The following is an 18,585-nucleotide window of genomic DNA, read 5'->3' on the forward strand; positions in this document are numbered from 1 at the left end:
GGTTACGCGATAATGGAAAACATCTTACGATATTCGTTAGCACTTACACCGGTATACGCTTTGAACTTCTTATAGAACCAATCCATCTCCGAATATCCGATCTCATTCGCGATTTCGTACACCTTCATGTCCGTATTCTCAAGCAGCAGCTTTGCTTTCTCCATGCGCTGCTGCAGCAAATATTCATTGAAGGTCATATTTTCCTGATACTTGAATTTTTGACCTAAATACGAGCAATTGAAATGCAGACTGTTGGAAATTTGCTTCAAGGTAATATTTTGATGCAGCGATTCATCGACATATTCCTTGACCCTCTCGATGATATTAGGCTGAAGCTGGGCATCATTTTCCACAGGCGTCCATGATAGCGCTTTATTTTTATCGTTTACACAATCAAGCTCGCCTTTGACGGTCAGAAGACATGAAGTCAGTTCGACAGAAGAAACAGGGTCTGGCAAATAATCATTTACTTGGTAATAGAGAGCCTTTCGGGCAAGCTGGAAGTCGTTGCTTCCGCCTATCAAGACGAGCGGTACGCGGCTCTTCCGGCGAATGTAATCACAAAGAAACAAGGCGTCATGGTGAGAGCCGTTCATGCCGACCAGGATGAGCGAAAAATAGTTTCGATCGAGAAATTCGATAGCGTCCGCAGAGCTGTTCGCATAAGCGTCCAATTCAAATCCAATTCCATTCCACTCTGGCATATGTTGCAACATCTCCATCGACGATGTGGAGTCATAGTCGACAAGCAGCACTTTATACACGATGGTTACCTCCCAATTGCATTTGCTTGAGCGTAAACGTCTACCGCCGTCTTTGGCTGTAAAAGCTAACGTTTCGCTGTGAAATATAAGCACAGTAAATCAACAGATGCTTTACATTCTTATACTTGTACTTAGGGGTTTCCCTGACGGGAGATAAGTCTACGCTTTAATTATGTAAATTGGGGGCAGTGGATACAACGTGCTTTTCTTTGCATTGCCCACAGGTTTTTACTTATTGAAAAAAAACCGGCTTTTGGCGAAAGTAAATGATTTCCAATCTAGAATATGACAGGTAATAAACCTGATATTCAACAGGTTGTTGCTTGCCTTATGAAAGCGCTACACTTTCGATGTAGTTCAATATGTTAAGGGGGATTCGCAATGAAGATTCGTAAATTAATGGTTTTGTTATGCGCGCTCGTTCTCGTTCTTTCTGCATGCAGCAGCGGTTCGGGCAACAGCAAGAACAACGGAACAAACGGCGGCTCGAACAATGGCTCGGGCAATGCGGGCACGGAGACGACCGTTCCTGAGGGCGACGGAGAAGAAGAGTTATACAGCTCGCCCGAGATGGACTTCGACATGGGTGGAAGAACGATCAAAGTCGTTTCCTGGTGGGATATGGCGATTCAAGAAGACAATCCGGATAACATACAACGCAAGAAAAACCTCGATGAACTGATGAAGAAGCATAACTTCAAAATGGAATACGTAGCAGTCGACTTCGGCGAGTATCAACAAAAAGTAACAGCATCCTTGCTTGCTGGAGAACCGCTTGGCGATATCGTCCGTTTGGGAAGAAACTATACGATTCCGACATTAGTCAAGCAAGATTTGCTTTGGCCGGTCGACGAGTATACGAAAAACACGAAAGTGTTCAATCAAAAGGCTACAAGCGAATTCTTTACTTATGAGGGCAAAGGCTATGCGTTCACAGAAGACCAGGGCAACCTGATTCAAGGCATTTTCTACAATCGGACGCTCTTGAATCAGCTTGGCATCAAGGCGCTTCAAGATTATGTGAAAGAAGACAACTGGAATTGGGATACATTCGTTCAAGCAGCGAAAGAAGCCAATAAAGATACAAACAACGACGGCAAGCTGGATACTTGGGGGCTTGCAAATTCTCAAGTTGTCGAACATGCGATGTATTCGAACGGTGCTCACCTGACGAAAGGCGACAAGCAAAACCTAGATGATCCAGCAACGCAGGAAACATTGAATTTCTTGTCGAAACTCGCAACCGAACAAGTGTACAGACCGACTGAGGGTGGAGATTGGACCGAGCCTGGACAATTTTTCCGTCAAGGAAATACGCTCATGTATGCCGGTGCCATTTATGAACTGAATGGCTTCAAAACGGATATGCCGGATGCGGATATCGGCTTCGTACCGTTCCCTAAAGGACCAAGCGCAACGGAATATCATTCCGGCGAAGGCTCATACCAAGCACTAACAATTCCAAAGGCAGTGGAGCATCCAGAGCAGCTGCTTTACATTTGGGAAAAAATCAACGATATCGACTCCGAATATGACTATCCGGGTCAAGCGTCCCTTGAAAGCAATTTTGCGAACGAGGATGACATTAACAACGCTAAGCAAGTAGGATCTGGCATGATCGTATTCGACCATGGTACGTACGGCGATGCTTTGAAGTTCTGGGACTTCGTCGGAGAGATCAACAGCGGGGTATCGGTATCTACAGTTGTCGAGAAGTATAAACCGGTATTCCAAGCGGCGATTGATGCGGTGTATGGTTCTTAACATGTAATAACGTGTGAGAGACAGTCCCCATTTTAGAAATATTTCTAATGGGGACTGTTGTTGAATTTAACTTCTTACTGCAGGAGGGAGAAAAGTTGAACTTCAGAAAGAAGAACTACATCGCAATTATACTCGTTCTCACTATAGTGGCAACTTCTATATGGGCTTTCTACCCTTCAGATTCGAAGGATAGCAGACGCGTAATGGCCATGGGAGATTTCGACGCTGTTACGGCATCAGCAGGAGAAGACAGTTATGATGCGTATTTGACTAGCCACATAAATGCTGGGCGGCCGGAAGAAGTCATCCGAATAGAGGGCGAGAAGTTCTCGGGAACGACTGGAGAAGGGTTCGACATAGCGGAGGATTTAGAAGGACTGTCCGGCAAGGCGGTTGTCACTCCGGATAACGGCTCCATTGTGTGGGATGTACTGGTAAAACAAGCGGGTCTGTACAACATAAGGATTCATTATTTGCCGATCGAGGGAAAAAGCTCTGCGATCGAAAGGCAGTTTGCCATTAACGAAAAAGTCCCTTTTAAGGGAGCGGATATATTATTATTCGATCGAGTTTGGGGAAATCGACAGGACGAAATCGAGCGTGACGATCGCGGCAATGAAATCAGGCCAAGGCAGGTAGAAAAACCGGCATGGCAAATCGGAATTTTCACGGATCGAAATGGATATTATGACGAGCCTTACTCCTTTTACTTTGAGAGCGGGCAGCAATCGTTTTCCTTGACGGCCTTAAGGGAACCGATGGCGATTGATTATATTGAGCTGTATCAGGAACCAGTTTTGTATTCGTATGAGGATATGAAGAAAGAGTATGAGACCAAAGGAATCAAGGCAGTATCGGATCAATACCTTGAAATACAAGCGGAGGACGCGGTCGCCAAATCATCTCCTACGTTATATCCGCTGGCGGACCGATCGAGTCCGACGGTCATCCCTTACAATGTGTCGAAGCTTCGAATCAATACGATCGGCGGAACGAACTGGAAGCTTCCTGGACAGTGGATCGAGTGGGAGTTTGAGGCCCCAGAAGACGGCTTATATCAGATCGCGTTAAAGCAAAAGCAGGATACACTGCGCGGCATATACGCCACTCGAAGCCTGACGATCGACGGAGAGACTCCTTTCCTGGAAATGAAGCGCTTACGCTTTAATTTCAACATGGATTGGGAGATGAACGTACTGGGCGATGAAGAAGAGCCGTATTTGTTCCATTTGTCCAAGGGAACGCATCGCATTCGAATGGAAGTTTCACTCGGCGATATCGCCCCGCTCATTCGAACGATTGAATCCAGCGTGCTGCAGCTTAACGAGATGTATCGAAAAATATTGATGATCACGTCAAATACACCCGATCCGTTCCGTGATTACCAATTAGGGAAGCGGATACCGGACATGGTTAAGACATTCGAAGAGCAAGCCGTAATCATACAGAACGTAGCCGATTATTTAGAGAAATCGACAGGAGAGCGGAGCGACAAAGTAGCCGTTCTTCATACCATGGTTGGTCAATTAAAGGAAATGATCAAAAATCCGGAAACGGTTGGCAATCGCTTAACCGCATTTAAAACGAATGTCGGGGGATTAGGCACGTGGATTCTCACGGTTCGCGAGCAACCGATTAAGCTGGACTATCTCATTGTGTCCTCTCCAGGCAAGAAGCTTCCGAGAGCGGGAGCGACTTTTTTTCAAGAGATGAAGCATGAGCTTGGTGCGTACTTTGCTTCTTATACCGAGGACTATGACAGCATCGGCAATACGGGAGGAGAGCAGGACCGTAAAATAACGGTGTGGATTACAACGGGGCGGGATCAAGCACAGGTGCTTAAGAGCTTAATCGACGATTCCTTCACGCCGGAGTCGAATATCGCGATAGATTTAAGGCTTGTACCGGGGAACATCTTGCTTCCGGCAACATTGGCAGACGAGGGACCTGACGTTGCCATGCAAATCGGTGAGGACATTCCCGTGAACTATGCGATGCGGGATGCTGCGACAGACTTGACCCAGTTTAGTGATTTCGATGAAGTAGCCTCGCGTTTCCATGACAGTGGACTTACGCCTTACAAGTACGATCAAGGCGTCTATGCACTGCCTGAGCAGCAGTCGTTCCCGATGCTGTTCTATCGGAAGGATATTCTTGAGGAGCTAGGGCTTGCGCCGCCAAAGACATGGCAGGATATTTACAACATGATTTCCGTCCTCCAGAAGCACAACATGGAGTTCTGGCTGCCAATCGAGGCTACGAATGCAAGTCTCGTACCGAATGCGACCTTCTCTATGCTGCTTTATCAGAATGGCGGCGAATTCTATCGTGATGACGATAAGAAGAGTGCGCTTGATACGGATTTATCTATGGAAATGTTTAAGAAGTGGACGCAATTTTATACGAACTACAAATTCCCGGTATTGGCAGACTTCCCGAACCGATTCCGTACAGGCGAGATGCCAATCGGCATTGCGGACTATACAACATATAACATGCTGACGGTGCTCGCGCCTGAGATTAAAGGGCTGTGGGAGTTCACGCTCGTTCCTGGTACGGAGCAAGATAACGGAACCGTTAATCATGCGGTAGCCAGTCATACGACTGGCGTTATGATGATGGAGAATGCCGATAATAAGGAAGCGTCCTGGGAATTTATGAAATGGTGGACCAGCAAGGATACGCAAATTGCTTACGGTAGAGAGATGGAAGGTTTAATGGGCGAAGCTGCACGTTATCCAACTGCTAACGTAGAAGCACTTGCAGAATTGCCTTGGCCAATCAAGGATTACAACAATCTGTCCAGTCAGTGGGAGTGGGTTGAAGGCATACCTCAAGTGCCGGGCGGTTATTTCACCGGCCGGCATCTGGACAACGCCTTCCGCAGAGTCGTCAACGCGAACGAGAATTCTAGGGAAGCGCTTAACGATTATGTGCTCTACATTAACGATGAAATCGAGATTAAGCGGAAAGAATTTAATTTACCGTAATTGTTTGGGGGTGGAGTTCATTGCAAGCCGAAACAACCAGTCAAGCCGTATCTAATCTTGTCCATCCGAAGAAAAAATCGAAGTTGTCCCATGTATGGACGGAACTGAAAAAAAATAAGCATTATTACCTTCTGATGAGCCCATACATGCTTATTTTCTTTACCTTTACGGTCATTCCGGTCGTATTCTCGCTCATACTTAGCTTTTTTTACTTCAACATGCTCGAATTTCCGCGGTTTGTCGGATGGCAGAACTACTCAAGATTATTTCTGAATGACGACATCTTCATGATTGCATTGAAGAACACATTCATCTTCGCAATCATTACCGGTCCGGTCAGCTATATCGCCTGCTTTTTCTTTGCGTGGGTTATTAACGAGCTGTCGCCTAAGATACGGGCGGTTATGACTTTGATCTTCTATGCGCCGGCGATTTCTGGAAACGTGTTTTTTATCTGGCTGATTGTATTTTCGGGCGACCGCTATGGTTATTTGAACGGATTCCTGATTAAATTCGGATTTATTCTGGAGCCGATCCAATGGCTGACTAATGAAAAATACATTCTTATGATTGTCATGATCGTGCAGCTATGGCTCAGCTTAGGCACAAGCTTCCTTGCCTTTATAGCAGGACTGCAAACGATTGATCGGACGCTGATAGAAGCGGGTGTCGTGGACGGAATAAAAAACCGCTGGCAGGAGCTATGGTTCATTACGCTGCCTTCGATGAGGCCGCAGTTGCTGTTCGGCGCCGTTTTGCAAATTACGGGATCTCTCGCGGTGGCTGATATTACGATCGCGCTCGCGGGTTTCCCGAGCGTCAACTATGCGGCGCACACGATTGTAACCCACCTGATGGATTACGGCACGATTCGATTCGAGATGGGTTACGCCTCGGCGATTGCGACCGTTTTGTTCGGTATTATGATCGGGACTAACAAATTGACGCAAAAACTGCTCAGAAAGGTAGGTGAGTAACGTTGGTCGTTAAAATGATGACCGTATTTCGGACAACGAAGCGTCTGAACCGTTCGTTTACGGTTAGCTTCATCTTGTTCGCGTTTCTCGCCGTGTTCGGAGCTTTTATGGTGCTGCCTCTGCTTTATGCAGTGAACAACGCCTTCAAGCCGCTGGACGAATTATTTATATTCCCACCGCGATTCTTTGTCAATAATCCAACATTGGATAACTTCTATGACCTGATTGCCTTGATGGGCAATTCATGGGTACCGTTATCGCGTTACATTGCCAATACAGTGCTTATCACTCTCATCGGGACGGTAGGTCATATTTTGCTTGCTTCCGCCGCGGCGTATCCGCTGGCTAAATATCAGTTCCTCGGTTCGAAGACGCTCTTCTCGATCGTCGTTCTGTCGCTGATGTTCTCGGGTCATGTCACAGCGATTCCAAACTATATGGTAATGTCTTGGCTCGGCTGGATCAATACGCATGCATCAATTATCGTTCCATCGCTCGCTTTTCCATTAGGCCTATTTTTAATGAAGCAATTCATGGAGCAGCTTCCGACGGCTTTGCTGGAAGCCGCCAAGATTGATGGAGCGAGCGAGTACCGGATCTATTGGAGCATTGTGATGCCGAACGTGAAGCCAGCGTGGCTCACGCTTATGATTTTGCAGTTTCCTATGCTATGGGGAACAGACGGAGGCAGCTTCATCTACAGTGAGAACCTGAAGACGCTTCATTACGCACTGGGACAGATTACGCTAGGTGGAATCGCGCGCGCGGGCGTCGGAGCGGCCGTCGCGCTCATCTTGATGGTTGTTCCGATCACGCTCTTTGTTATCTCCCAGAGCAGCGTCATTCAGACGATGGCGACTTCCGGGATGAAAGAGTAGAAGGGAGACTTGCACGATGTTGAAGAGTAAAAACAAACGAAGAGCTTATCTCCTTGCGGCCATATGCTGCTTAATTGGCATAAGCACGGGAGGAACGCTTGCTTCTGCTGCGAGTGGCGATTCTTACAACTATTCCGTCTGGGGAGAGACTGTCGTATCTCCTTCCGCTTATGAAGCGACGACTCTAATGACCGGCACTTCGCTTGGTGTAGGTGCGTTTAAAGATCCAAGTGATCTGCACGTGACGGCGGACAATGAAATATATGTACTCGATTCCGGCAATAATCGGATTGTCGTTTTGGACATCAATTATCATCAGAAGGCCATCATCGACACCTTCGATAACGCCGGAGCAACCGATACATTTCTGAATCCTCAAGGTATCTTCGTAACCGATCAGAAGCATGTGCTGATCGCCGATACAGGAAACAAGCGGGTCGTTCATTTGGATGAGAAAGGCCGTTTGGCGCAAATCGTAGAGAAGCCTGAATCCGATCTGCTGCCGGTCAACTTTAATTTTCAACCGGTGCGGGTCGTCATGGATAAAGCGCAGCGCATCTATGTCATGGCGATAGGTGTGTTCGACGGGCTGATGGAATTTAGCGCGGAGGGTGCGTTCACTTCTTACATCGGCGCGAACCGTGTCTGGGTAGATCCAGTGGAGCTGTTCTGGAAGCGGCTATCGACGAAGGCGCAGCGCAGCCAAATGGTGATGTTCACGCCAACGGAGTTTACCAATATGGACATTAATGACGAAGGCTTCATTTACGCGACCAGCGGTGATTCGGGTGACACCATTCGTAAGCTGAACGCCCAAGGCAATGATATTTTGCGAAGAACCGGTTTTTACAAACCGCAGGGTGATATAAACTTTACGAGCGATCTTGGACCTTCCAGACTTATAGACGTCGATATTACGGACAGTGAAATCTACTCGGTTCTTGATTCGAAGAGAGGTCGGATTTTCACTTATAACGGAGACGGGCAATTCATGTACGTGTTCGGAGGCATGGGCAATCGGATCGGCGAGTTCAACACGCCGGTTGCCATTGAACGGGTTGGGGACGATTTCCTCGTTCTGGACAAGGCGTTCGGTGAAATGACGTTGTTCCAGACGACGGAGTACGGCCGGACGTTGAATGAAGCCGTCAGAAGCTATTACCGGGGCGAGGAAGACAAGGCGCTTCAGCTCTATGAGCAGACTATTAATATGAACACGAATTTGGATTTCGCTTATTCCGGCATCGGCAAGGCGATTCTGAGGCAGGGCGACTACAACGATGCGATGCGTTACTTCAAGCAAAGCCTTGATCAACCCAACTATTCCAAGGCGTTTCTCCTTTACCGCAAGGAAGTGCTAAGAGCAAACTTCAGCACCGTTATGACGGTTGTCATCGGATTAGCCGCCGTTACCCTGACCGTAAGGATCTATCGGAAAAAGCAGGCTAGAAAGAGGGGCGTTTCGTTTGAATAAAGAGTACATTACATTTCCATTTTATGTTATCATGCATCCCTTTAACGGTTATTGGGAGCTGAAATACGAACAAAACAAGAAGCTGAACTTGATCTTGTCGTTCGGGATTCTGCTGATGCTTATCTTGACTAACGTACTAAGCAGTCAGTACAGCGGGTTTCTAGTTAACATCTACAATCCTGAATACATGAACAGCTTAATGGAGATCACTTATGTTCTCGTACCGGTCTTATTCTGGTGTGTAGCGAATTGGTCGCTTACGACTCTAATGGATGGTGAAGGTAAATTCGTGGATATCTTCACATCCACCTGCTTCGCACTACTGCCTTTGGTTATTGTCAACTTCCCGTGGATTTGGCTAAGCAATGTCATTTCCATGCAAGAGACAACGTTTTATTATTTTTGCAACAGCTTTGCCGTTCTATGGTCGGTATATCTTCTGTTCGTTGGAAATATGACCGTTCATCAATTCACACCAAGCAAAACAATCGTAACGATTATGCTCTCGCTGATTGCCATTGGGTTCATGGCGTTTCTCTGCTTATTGTTTTTTAGCTTGATTCAACAAATTATTACCTTCATCACGATCTTATATCAAGAAATCACCTTGAGGAATTAGGAAAGGAGGAACGTTAGATGCGTATGGCCAGAAATGCCGTCTTGTCCGCGTTTCTCGCAACCGGACTGCTGGTCGCCGGCTGTTCCAGCTCGGGTACCGCAAACCAAGCGGAAGACGCGCAGCAGCTAGAGGCGGCATTCGTGCAAGGAAAGGCGCTTAACGCTTCGTTCACGGATGCGCGTCTCGCCGATATGAAGGGAATCGCCGAGAATGAGCGGCTTAGGCTGTTCATCAACGAGGAGACGGGCGCTATTGCCGTGCTTAACAAAAGCGGAGGCGAAGTATGGCATAGCAATCCCCTCGAAGCGGAGGCTGATCCTGTCGCAACCGGGGTGAATAAGGGTTTGCTGTCCTCGCAATTGAAAATAGATTACTATAACAGCTTCGGACAGGTCAATTCGATTAATACGTTCCTGGACAGCGCCTTGTACGAACAGGTTAAATATGAAACGATTGATAGCGGAGTCAAAGTAACCTATAAATTCGGTAAAGCCGAGAGATCTGCCATGGATCTGCCTCTCATGTTAAGTATGACTCGTTTTGATGAGTTGTCGGGCAAGCTGGATAAGGCAGGTCAACGTGCTTTGCGTATTGGTTATACAAAAAATGAGGATAAAGCGGTCTATGCTCGGAATGACCAAGCGCTGAACGGTCTTCAGCTTGATCGCGCGTTCAAAGCATTCGAGGATGCCGGCTATACGCAAGAGGATCTGGAGAAGGATATGGCTGAACTGAATTTTTCGCAAGATTCGCCTGCACCGAGAATTTTCCTCGCTTCCATCGAGTATAAGCTCGATGCGGACTGCCTTGTTGTTAGGGTGCCATCAAAGGAAATTCAGTCTCCTAGCGAGTATCCGGTCAGCAACGTCTCAATGCTAAGCTTCTTTGGCGCAGCGGGGAGTAAGGAGAAAGGCTCGATCTTCGTTCCGGACGGCTCCGGCGCTCTCATCTCGTTCAATAACGGCAAGACGAAGTACCCTGCGTACCAGCAGGCGGTATACGGTAATGACCAGGCAATGGAGAGGGTCGAGAACGCTGTTAACGAACAAACCGTTAGGCTGCCGGTTTTCGGCATGATCAGGGACGGCAACGCATTTCTTGGCATTATCGAAGAAGGCGCGCCTGTTGCGACGATCAATGCGGATATCAGCGGCAAATTGAACAGTTACAATTATGTTTATCCGACCTTCAACGTTACGAACAAAGGGGAGCTTACGCTCCAGGCGAACGGATCGGAGCGAACATTGCCGAAATTCCAGGAACAACCGATGAAAAGTGATTTTACGGTGCGTTATGCCTTCCTTACGGGCGAGTCAGCATCGTATCAGGGCATGGCCGAGTATTATCGTCAATATTTGGAGCGCCAGGACGGATTACCGGCTCCGAAGAAGGGGAGCGGGGATAGTGAGCTTCCGTTCTACGTTCAGGTCGTGGGAAGCATTGCGAAACAGAAGCATTTCGTCGGCGTCCCGTACATGATGCTCGAGCCGCTTACCACTTTCAAGCAGACGCAGGAAATGATTAGCGAAATGAAGAAGCTCGGCATCGCCAATATTAAGATTCGATATGCCGGTTGGTTCAACGGCGGACTCGATCATAAAGTACCCGATGACCTGTCGGTAGACAATGCGATTGGCGGTGCAAAAGGCTTGCGCAGCTTGGCGATGTTCGCGAAGGAGCAGGGCGTAGACCTCTATCCGGACGTAGCCATTCTAACCGCGCATACGGGGAAGGGATTCGACGAGAAGGAGGAAGCGTCGCGTTCTCTGCGTGGCGTGCCTTCGTCATTCTATCCTCTTGACCTTGCGCTAGGGCGACGAGACCGCTCGAAGTCCCCATCCTATGTCGTATCGCCGAGGCGTGTCGGTACTTACGTGGATGCTATTCTAAAGGACATGGAAGGTTTCGATACGGACGGGATTTCGCTTCGTGATATGGGCGACAAGTTGAATAGCGATTTCCGCAAAAACAAACAAATCGACCGTACAGAGTCGGAAGATATTTCTACTCAGGCGTTGAACAAATTTCGTGAAGCAAACTTGAATATTTTGGCCGAGGGCGGCAATGCTTACACACTGCCTTACTTATCAGATATTACAAACGCACCTTTAACGAATAGCCGCTATAAGCTTGAGGATCAAGAAATTCCATTTTTCCAAATGGTGATTCGCGGAAATATCGATTACACGGGATCGCCATTTAATTTGACCAGCTACACGAACGTAAGGCAATACATTCTGAAATGTCTCGAGTATGGCTCCGGCGTATACTTCGAATGGATCCACGCGCCGAATTATAAGGTTAAGGATACGGAATTCAGCAATCTATATGCCGTCAATTACGAGCAGTGGCTGGAGCAGGCTGCATCCATATATGCTGAAGTGAACGGCGTATTGGGTAAAGTTCACAATGAGCGTATCGTAGCGCACGAGAAGCTAGCCGAAGGCCTGTTCAAAACCGTCTATGAAAGCGGGACGTACGTCATCGTTAACTACAATGCGACGAATGCAACAGTAAACGGGATGACGATAGAGGCCGAGGGCTATGTGACGGGTGGTGAGCAATCTTGAAAACGATAACGAAGCTGGTATTCAGATCAAGAACGTACAACGAGCAGAAGGCTTTGTGGGGCTTTCTCTACGTGCTGCCCTGGCTGCTTGGATTTCTATTTTTCTTTTTTATTCCTTTATTGACTTCACTGCAATACAGCTTAAGCTCGATTAAGGCCAATGCGAACGGAATGACTATGAAGTATATCGGATTCGCGAACTATATTGAAGCGCTCACGGTCAATACGAGCTTTAATCGAATATTGACGGAATCGGTCGTTAATATGGTCGTAAACGTTCCGCTTATCGTTATTTTCAGCTTGTTTCTGGCTGTGCTGCTGAATCAAAAGTTCGTCGGGAGAGCACTGGCAAGATCGATCTTTTTCCTTCCAGTTATACTTGCTTCCGGCGTCATTGCGACTTTGGAGGCATCAAGTCTGGTGCAAGCGATCAATGAACAAAATGCGAACGGGGGCGTATTTTCGAGCGGTACGATAGAGTTGGCGAACATCATGTTGCGATCCGGAGTCAATGAAGATATTGTTTTGTACCTGATGGATGCTGTCCAAAGGATTTATCAAATCGTCAGTCAATCCGGCGTGCAAATTCTTATTTTCCTAGCTGGGATTCAGACCATCTCGCCGCAGCTGTATGAGGCCTCCAAAATCGAAGGGGCAACGGGGTATGAGGCATTCTGGAAAATCACGTTTCCGATGGTCAGTCCGCTCATACTCGTAAACGTCATTTATACGATTATCGACTCTTTCTCCAGGAACAACATGACGACGCTAATCAAAGAAACCGGCTTTACCACCTTTAATTTCGGGCTTAGCTCGGCGATGGCGTGGATCTACTTCCTGGTCATCATGATCATTCTATTAGTTAGTGCATACTTCATATCCAAGCGGGTCTTCTACCAGGAATAGAAGGAGAGTGAAAACGTTGATATTGGCCCGATTGTTATCGTTGGAAAGCTGGAAGCGAGGGCTGTGGACGATCGTTCGGCTTGTGCTGATTATCGGATTGTCGTTCGTTATCTTGTATCCCATTATTCAAAAAATTTCGACGGCGATCAAAGACAAGGCGGACCTGTATTCGCCGATCGTCGTGTTTATTCCAGAGCACTTTACGCTCGACAATTTTAAGCAAGCGATCTCCATTATGGATTATTGGGAAACGCTGGCAAATACATTTGTGCTATCTAGCATGACGACGATCATGACCGCCGCATCCTGCGCGTTCGCAGGTTATGCGTTCGCCAGGTTGAAGTTCAAAGGAAGCAATCTGCTGTTCGCTGGCGTTATATTAACCATCTTGGTTCCGCCTACGACCATCCTAATTCCGATCTATATGAACTTGAAGGACTTTACGCTTCTAGGCGTGATCCCGCTGCTAACCGGCGGAAAGTCCTTGAATTTGCTTAATTCTTACTGGCCGTTTATTCTAACTTCCCTTACGGCGAATTCGTTGAAGGCGGGGCTGTACATCTTCATCTTCCGTCAGTTTTTCCGTGGTATTCCGAAGGAGGTGGAAGAAGCGGCATACATCGACGGGGCGGGCGTTGGCTCGACGTTCCTTCGCATCATGCTGCCAAATGCGATTCCGTCGATTGTTACCGTATTGCTCTTCTCCTTTGTGTGGCAGTGGAATGATAGTTTCTTCACGACAACCTATCTGACGTCGAGCAAAGTGATGTCCACGCAGTTGTCGTCCCTTCCTTACAACTTGCAAATTTTGCTAGAAGGCGGCGCAACGACCAACAAAGACCCGTTCTTCATGAGCATGGTGCAGGATACCGGTATTTTGCTTGCGATTCTGCCGCTCGTTATTCTTTATTTGTTCGTTCAAAGATACTTCGTCGAAAGTATCGAGCGTACTGGAATCGTCGGTTAAGAAAAGTACTGACGCATGTATAGCGCCTTGGGGGGGGCCAGCTACTTCGGTCAGCTGCCCGCAGGGCGCTTATTGCTGCTTAGAGGTTTGGTGTGCAAAACAAGATTACGTTTGAAAGGCGGGCAAACGAATTGAGTCAAAAAAGAAACAAGCTAATATACAGCATTATAGCTGCTGTCACCTTAATTGCGGTTGTTGCTGTGCTTATTCTCAATAAGCATCAAGCGGAATCAGTGAATGAAACGGCTGCGCTTCAGACGGAAGCACCTGCTGGCAGCGTCAATACTGAAGATGGCCAGCCTACAAGCACGATTGAAGCGACTCCGGCTCCAACCTTGAAGCCAACTCCGACGCCGGAACCATCGGTTGAGCAGGATATTCCATCGCTTGCGGAGACATTCGCTGATTACTTCCCGATCGGAGCTGCCATCGAGCCGGCCCAGATGGAGGGCCTAAAGGCAGAGATGCTCAAGAAGCACGTGAATTGGCTTGTTGCGGAGAACGTGATGAAGCCCGATGCGATTCAACCTACGGAAGGTAAATTCAATTGGGGGAATGCGGATCGAATCGTAGCGTTCGCGAAAGAAAACAACATGGAGGTGCGCTTCCATACCTTGCTTTGGCATAGTCAGGTCGGCGCTTGGTTTTTTAAGGATGCGGAGGGCAAGCCGATGGTTGAGGAGACAGACGTGGCTAAGCGCGAAGCGAACAAAAAGCTGCTGCTGCAGCGAGTCGATACGCATGTCCGCACAATTGTCGAACGATACAAGGACGATATCCAATCATGGGACGTTGTCAATGAAGTAATAGAGCCAGCCGATCCGGACGGGATGCGAGCTAGCGAATGGTATAAGATAACGGGTACAGACTTTATCGAGACGGCATTCCGAGCGGCACGCGAAGCGGGCGGAGCCGAGGCAAAGCTGTACATTAATGATTACGGAACGGACAATCCGGCGAAGCGAGACCGATTGTATGAGCTTGTGAAGGAAATGCTGGATAAAGGCGTACCGATCGATGGTGTCGGTCATCAGACCCATATCGACCTATTCGGGCCGACGGTGAATTCTATTATCGAATCGATGAAGAAGTTTGCTGAGCTAGGTCTTGATAATCTCGTTACCGAGCTGGATATGAGTCTCTACGCATGGAACGATCGCAGCGATGTTGGCAGCGATATACCGGTTGACCTGCTGCAGAAGCAGGCGGATCGATATCGCGAGCTGTTTGAGGCTTTCAGAAACAATAAGGACATTCTTAGCGGCGTCGTATTCTGGGGCATCGCGGACGACCATACGTGGTTGAACAGCTTCCCGGTGACGCGTACCAACGCGCCATTCCTGTTCGACAAGCAGCTCCACGCGAAGCCGGCATTCTGGGCCGTCGTCGATCCATCTGGGCAAGCACGACCATAAAAGTATAAAAAGTACCGCCTATAATTTGTGTAGGAAAACCTATAGATAGACGGGTTGTTGCCGAGGCGCATACAGGCTAGACTGGTTGGATGATGGACTAATCCAGCCTTACTAGGAGGAGCTAGCGATGAACAATACGACAATAACGAACCCGGTCATCTGGGCAGACGTTCCGGATCCGAGCGTGATCCGTGTAGGATCGACCTTCTATATGGTAAGTACAAGCATGCATTCGATGCCAGGCTGTCCGATTATGAAGTCCGAAAACCTGCAGAATTGGGAGCTTGTTAATTACGTATACGAGACGTTCGAGGATAATGACGCGCACAATTTGCTTGACGGTAAAGGCATTTACGGCAAGGGATCATGGGCTGCCAGCTTACGCTATCGCGACGGTATCTTTTATGTGTGTTTCTCGAGTCTGGATATGAATCAGTTCTATGTGTATACGACTGAGGATATCGAGAACGGGAAATGGGAACGAAGCGTTATTCAAGGACTTCACCATGATCCGAGCATACTGTTCGACGACGATGGCCGTGTGTTCGTCTTCCACGGCAATGGCGATATTCGAATTACAGAGCTGTCTGAGAAAGCAACTGCTCTGAAGCCGGACGGCATCAATCAATTGCTGCTCGAGACGGAACGAGACGGAATTATGCTTCGTGCCGAGGGCTGCCATGCCTACAAAATCAATGGTTATTATTATTTATTCTTCATCGATTGGCCAAATGCAGGTAACAAGCGCCGCAGACAGCTATGCTATCGTTCACGTGATCTGCTCGGTCCATACGAGCACAAGCTAGTACTCGATGATCAAATGGATTATCGCAACAATGGCATCGCACAAGGTGGCATTTTTGATACGTCAGAAGGGGATTGGTATGCGGTACTGTTCCAGGATCACGGGGCCGTTGGCCGTATTCCATGCGTTCTGCCGGTCGTTTGGGATAATGACTGGCCAGTTCTGGGGCAACAGGGCAAAGCGCCTAAGACGTTCGAAGTGAAGCTGCCCAGCTCGGAGACAAAGCCGCTTGTCATCAGTGATGAGTTTGATTACGGGGAGAATCGTCTAGCGCTTCATTGGCAATGGAATCATAATCCCGACAATGGTAAATGGTCGGTAACGGAGCGACCGGGCTGCTTGCGCCTAACGACGGGTCATATCACGAATAGCGTAGAATTTGCCCGCAATACGTTAACACAGCGTACAGAAGGTCCGGCATGTGTCGGTACAACGTTTATGGACATCAAGGCTATGAAACCGGGCGACCGTGCAGGGTTAGTGTCGCTGCAATATGCTTTCGGCTCGGTCGGTATTCAGGTCGATGACAACGGCGATTTTTACGTAGCAATGTGCGTCAATGGCAGAGTGGACGACGGTCAAGGCGAAATCACAGTTGAACGCGTAAAGTATGAGGGCGACCAAATCTATTTGCAAATAGAGTGCCAGTTCGATAATGGCGATCGCGAGGATATTGCCTGGTTCCGCTATTCCTCGGACGGAGTGAATTGGGTTGTGATCGGAGATCCGTTTCATATGCAATATAGGCTTGAACACTTTATGGGCTACCGATTCGGGCTGTACAATTACGCCACGAAGCAAGCTGGCGGTTTCGTTGATTTCGATTACTTCCGCTATGTGAGTCTGATTTAACTAATTTCGCAACGATAAGGAGAGTGCGCTTGCTTGAATTATAACAATCCGGTTATAAGCGGTTTTCATCCGGACCCAAGCGTCTGTCGCTTTGGCGATGATTATTATCTCGTAACGAGTTCCTTCGAGTATTTTCCGGGTGTTCCGCTGTTCCACAGCAAGGATCTTGTGAATTGGACGCAGCTCGGTCACGTTTTGACAAGGACCGAGCAGCTCGATCTAAGCCGTGCACCAAGCTCCGGCGGCATATTCGCGCCTACGATCCGTGAGCATAACGGAACGTTCTATATGGTGACGACGAACGTTACCGCCGGCGGTAACTTCTTCGTACATACGAATGATCCGCGCGGGGAATGGTCGAATCCGATATTCGTCGACCATCCCGGCATAGACCCAGATTTGTTCTTCGATGAGGATGGAACATTGTATTTCACTTCCTCTGCTCACGGGGATCAGGGGCCTGGCATCTATCAAAGCAAGATTGATCCGAAAACCGGCAAAAGGCTGACTGATCCTGCTTTCCTCTGGACGGGAACAGGAGGCCAGTACCCGGAAGCACCGCATATTTATCGTGTCGGCAGTTGGTACTATTTAATGATTGCCGAAGGCGGCACCGAATACGGCCATATGGAAACGATCGCTAGAAGCGAACGTCCGAATGGACCTTTCGCAAGCTGTCCGCACAATCCAATCTTAACCCATCGCAGCCAGTCAAAAACGATTCATGCAACGGGACACGCAGACCTCGTTCAAACGCCGGACGGAGACTGGTGGGCTGTATTTCTTGGCATCAGGCCGCATGGCTATCCGAATAAACACCATCTCGGCAGAGAGACGTTTCTTTCTCCCGTCACATGGACGGAAGAGGGTTGGCCGACCATTGGCGATAACGGAACGGTCAGCGAGACGATGCCGGCAGGCAATCTTCCGTTGCTGCCTGTAGCCGCTGCCCCAGTTCGGGACAACTTCGATGCGGCGGCGCTTGCACCGTATTGGAATTTTATGCGTTCACCCAACCCGGATAACTGGTCCCTTAGCGAGAAGGATAGTTGTCTAACGCTGCAGGGCAACGAGACGACGTTGAATGAAATCGGAGCGCCTGCATTTCTAGCGAGAAGACAACAGCATTTCGATTGCAGCGTGTCTACACATATGGAATTTGCACCTGAGCGTGACGGAGAGGAAGCGGGCATTACCGTTTATATGAACGATCGCTTCCATTATGAGATTGCTGTGACTCGTATTGCTGGCGTGTGCAAAGTAATTTTCCGTAGAAAGCTTGGCAGCTTGTGGAAGATCGAGAACGAGGCGCCGTGGCCGTTCGATTCTATCGTGCTTCATGTGAGCGCAAATCGCGACCTGTATGCTTTCGGATTTTCTGATGGCAACGGAGAACCATTCTGGTTCGGCCATGGAGAGACCTCTCTTCTTGCAACGGAAGTGGCTGGCGGATTTACTGGCGTGCTCTTCGCCTTGTATGCGACCGGAAATGGCGCCAAATCGGAGTCGCTTGCCCATTTTGACTGGTTCGATTATGAATCAAAGTAACAAATTATCCATACGAACAATAAAAGCTTTTCCCATATTACCTGGAAAACGCTATAT

General features: G+C 48.2%; 13 protein-coding genes. 12 read left to right on the forward strand and 1 reads right to left on the reverse strand.

Annotated elements, in window-relative coordinates:
- Positions 1-2: 2 nt before the first annotated feature.
- Positions 3-764 carry a response regulator transcription factor gene (locus AC1DM9_RS04430; RefSeq protein ID WP_477578747.1) on the reverse strand — a complete coding sequence of 254 codons (762 nt, stop codon included), beginning with the start codon at positions 762-764 and terminating at the stop codon, positions 3-5.
- Positions 765-1,145: 381 nt separating this feature from the next.
- Here AC1DM9_RS04430 and AC1DM9_RS04435 point away from each other — a divergent pair, with 381 nt between their 5' ends.
- The 12 genes from AC1DM9_RS04435 to AC1DM9_RS04490 all read left to right on the forward strand — a co-directional run bounded on the left by AC1DM9_RS04435 (position 1,146) and on the right by AC1DM9_RS04490 (position 18,528).
- Positions 1,146-2,528: an ABC transporter substrate-binding protein gene (locus AC1DM9_RS04435; protein ID WP_339204240.1), complete on the forward strand. Its 1,383-nt coding sequence runs from the start codon at positions 1,146-1,148 to the stop codon at positions 2,526-2,528.
- A 95-nt stretch (positions 2,529-2,623) separates the two neighbouring features.
- A complete protein-coding gene (locus AC1DM9_RS04440; RefSeq protein WP_477578750.1) occupies positions 2,624-5,518 on the forward strand; it encodes an extracellular solute-binding protein in 2,895 nt (964 codons plus the stop codon).
- A gap of 20 nt (positions 5,519-5,538) precedes the next feature.
- Complete coding sequence (locus AC1DM9_RS04445; protein ID WP_477578752.1) at positions 5,539-6,495, forward strand: carbohydrate ABC transporter permease; 957 nt, start codon at positions 5,539-5,541, stop codon at positions 6,493-6,495.
- Between the two features lie 14 nt (positions 6,496-6,509).
- Positions 6,510-7,373, forward strand: coding sequence for a carbohydrate ABC transporter permease (locus tag AC1DM9_RS04450; protein WP_441880614.1), 864 nt, complete (start codon positions 6,510-6,512; stop codon positions 7,371-7,373).
- Positions 7,374-7,389: 16 nt separating this feature from the next.
- Positions 7,390-8,847 carry a hypothetical protein gene (locus AC1DM9_RS04455; protein WP_477550189.1) on the forward strand — a complete coding sequence of 486 codons (1,458 nt, stop codon included), beginning with the start codon at positions 7,390-7,392 and terminating at the stop codon, positions 8,845-8,847.
- Positions 8,840-9,466 (forward strand): Yip1 family protein, encoded by a 627-nt coding sequence (locus tag AC1DM9_RS04460; RefSeq protein WP_339204235.1) that lies wholly within the window; start codon positions 8,840-8,842, stop codon positions 9,464-9,466. The genes AC1DM9_RS04455 and AC1DM9_RS04460 overlap by 8 nt, the downstream gene beginning before the upstream one ends.
- 17 nt (positions 9,467-9,483) lie before the next feature.
- Entirely contained in the window at positions 9,484-12,036 is a 2,553-nt protein-coding gene (locus AC1DM9_RS04465; protein WP_477578754.1) for a DUF5696 domain-containing protein, read from the forward strand.
- A complete protein-coding gene (locus AC1DM9_RS04470) occupies positions 12,033-12,941 on the forward strand; it encodes a carbohydrate ABC transporter permease (protein ID WP_339204233.1) in 909 nt (302 codons plus the stop codon). The genes AC1DM9_RS04465 and AC1DM9_RS04470 overlap by 4 nt, the downstream gene beginning before the upstream one ends.
- A gap of 16 nt (positions 12,942-12,957) precedes the next feature.
- Positions 12,958-13,908: a carbohydrate ABC transporter permease gene (locus tag AC1DM9_RS04475; protein WP_339209718.1), complete on the forward strand. Its 951-nt coding sequence runs from the start codon at positions 12,958-12,960 to the stop codon at positions 13,906-13,908.
- Between the two features lie 131 nt (positions 13,909-14,039).
- Positions 14,040-15,323, forward strand: coding sequence for an endo-1,4-beta-xylanase (locus AC1DM9_RS04480; protein ID WP_477508875.1), 1,284 nt, complete (start codon positions 14,040-14,042; stop codon positions 15,321-15,323).
- A gap of 127 nt (positions 15,324-15,450) precedes the next feature.
- On the forward strand, positions 15,451-16,980 hold the full coding sequence (locus tag AC1DM9_RS04485) for a glycoside hydrolase family 43 protein (protein WP_477508874.1): 1,530 nt from the start codon (positions 15,451-15,453) through the stop codon (positions 16,978-16,980).
- A gap of 33 nt (positions 16,981-17,013) precedes the next feature.
- Positions 17,014-18,528, forward strand: coding sequence for a glycoside hydrolase family 43 protein (locus tag AC1DM9_RS04490; RefSeq protein ID WP_477578756.1), 1,515 nt, complete (start codon positions 17,014-17,016; stop codon positions 18,526-18,528).
- Positions 18,529-18,585 lie beyond the last annotated feature (57 nt).

Source organism: Paenibacillus sp. 01T431 (assembly GCF_056398625.1).

Excerpts from the sequence above, each read along its gene's own strand:
- AC1DM9_RS04435 (WP_339204240.1), top strand. The coding sequence starts at position 1,146 with ATGAAGATTCGTAAATTAATGGTTTTGTTATGCGCGCTCGTTCTCGTT.
- AC1DM9_RS04450 (WP_441880614.1), top strand. The coding sequence starts at position 6,510 with ATGATGACCGTATTTCGGACAACGAAGCGTCTGAACCGTTCGTTTACG.
- AC1DM9_RS04455 (WP_477550189.1), top strand. The coding sequence starts at position 7,390 with ATGTTGAAGAGTAAAAACAAACGAAGAGCTTATCTCCTTGCGGCCATA.
- AC1DM9_RS04465 (WP_477578754.1), top strand. The coding sequence starts at position 9,484 with ATGCGTATGGCCAGAAATGCCGTCTTGTCCGCGTTTCTCGCAACCGGA.
- AC1DM9_RS04485 (WP_477508874.1), top strand. The coding sequence starts at position 15,451 with ATGAACAATACGACAATAACGAACCCGGTCATCTGGGCAGACGTTCCG.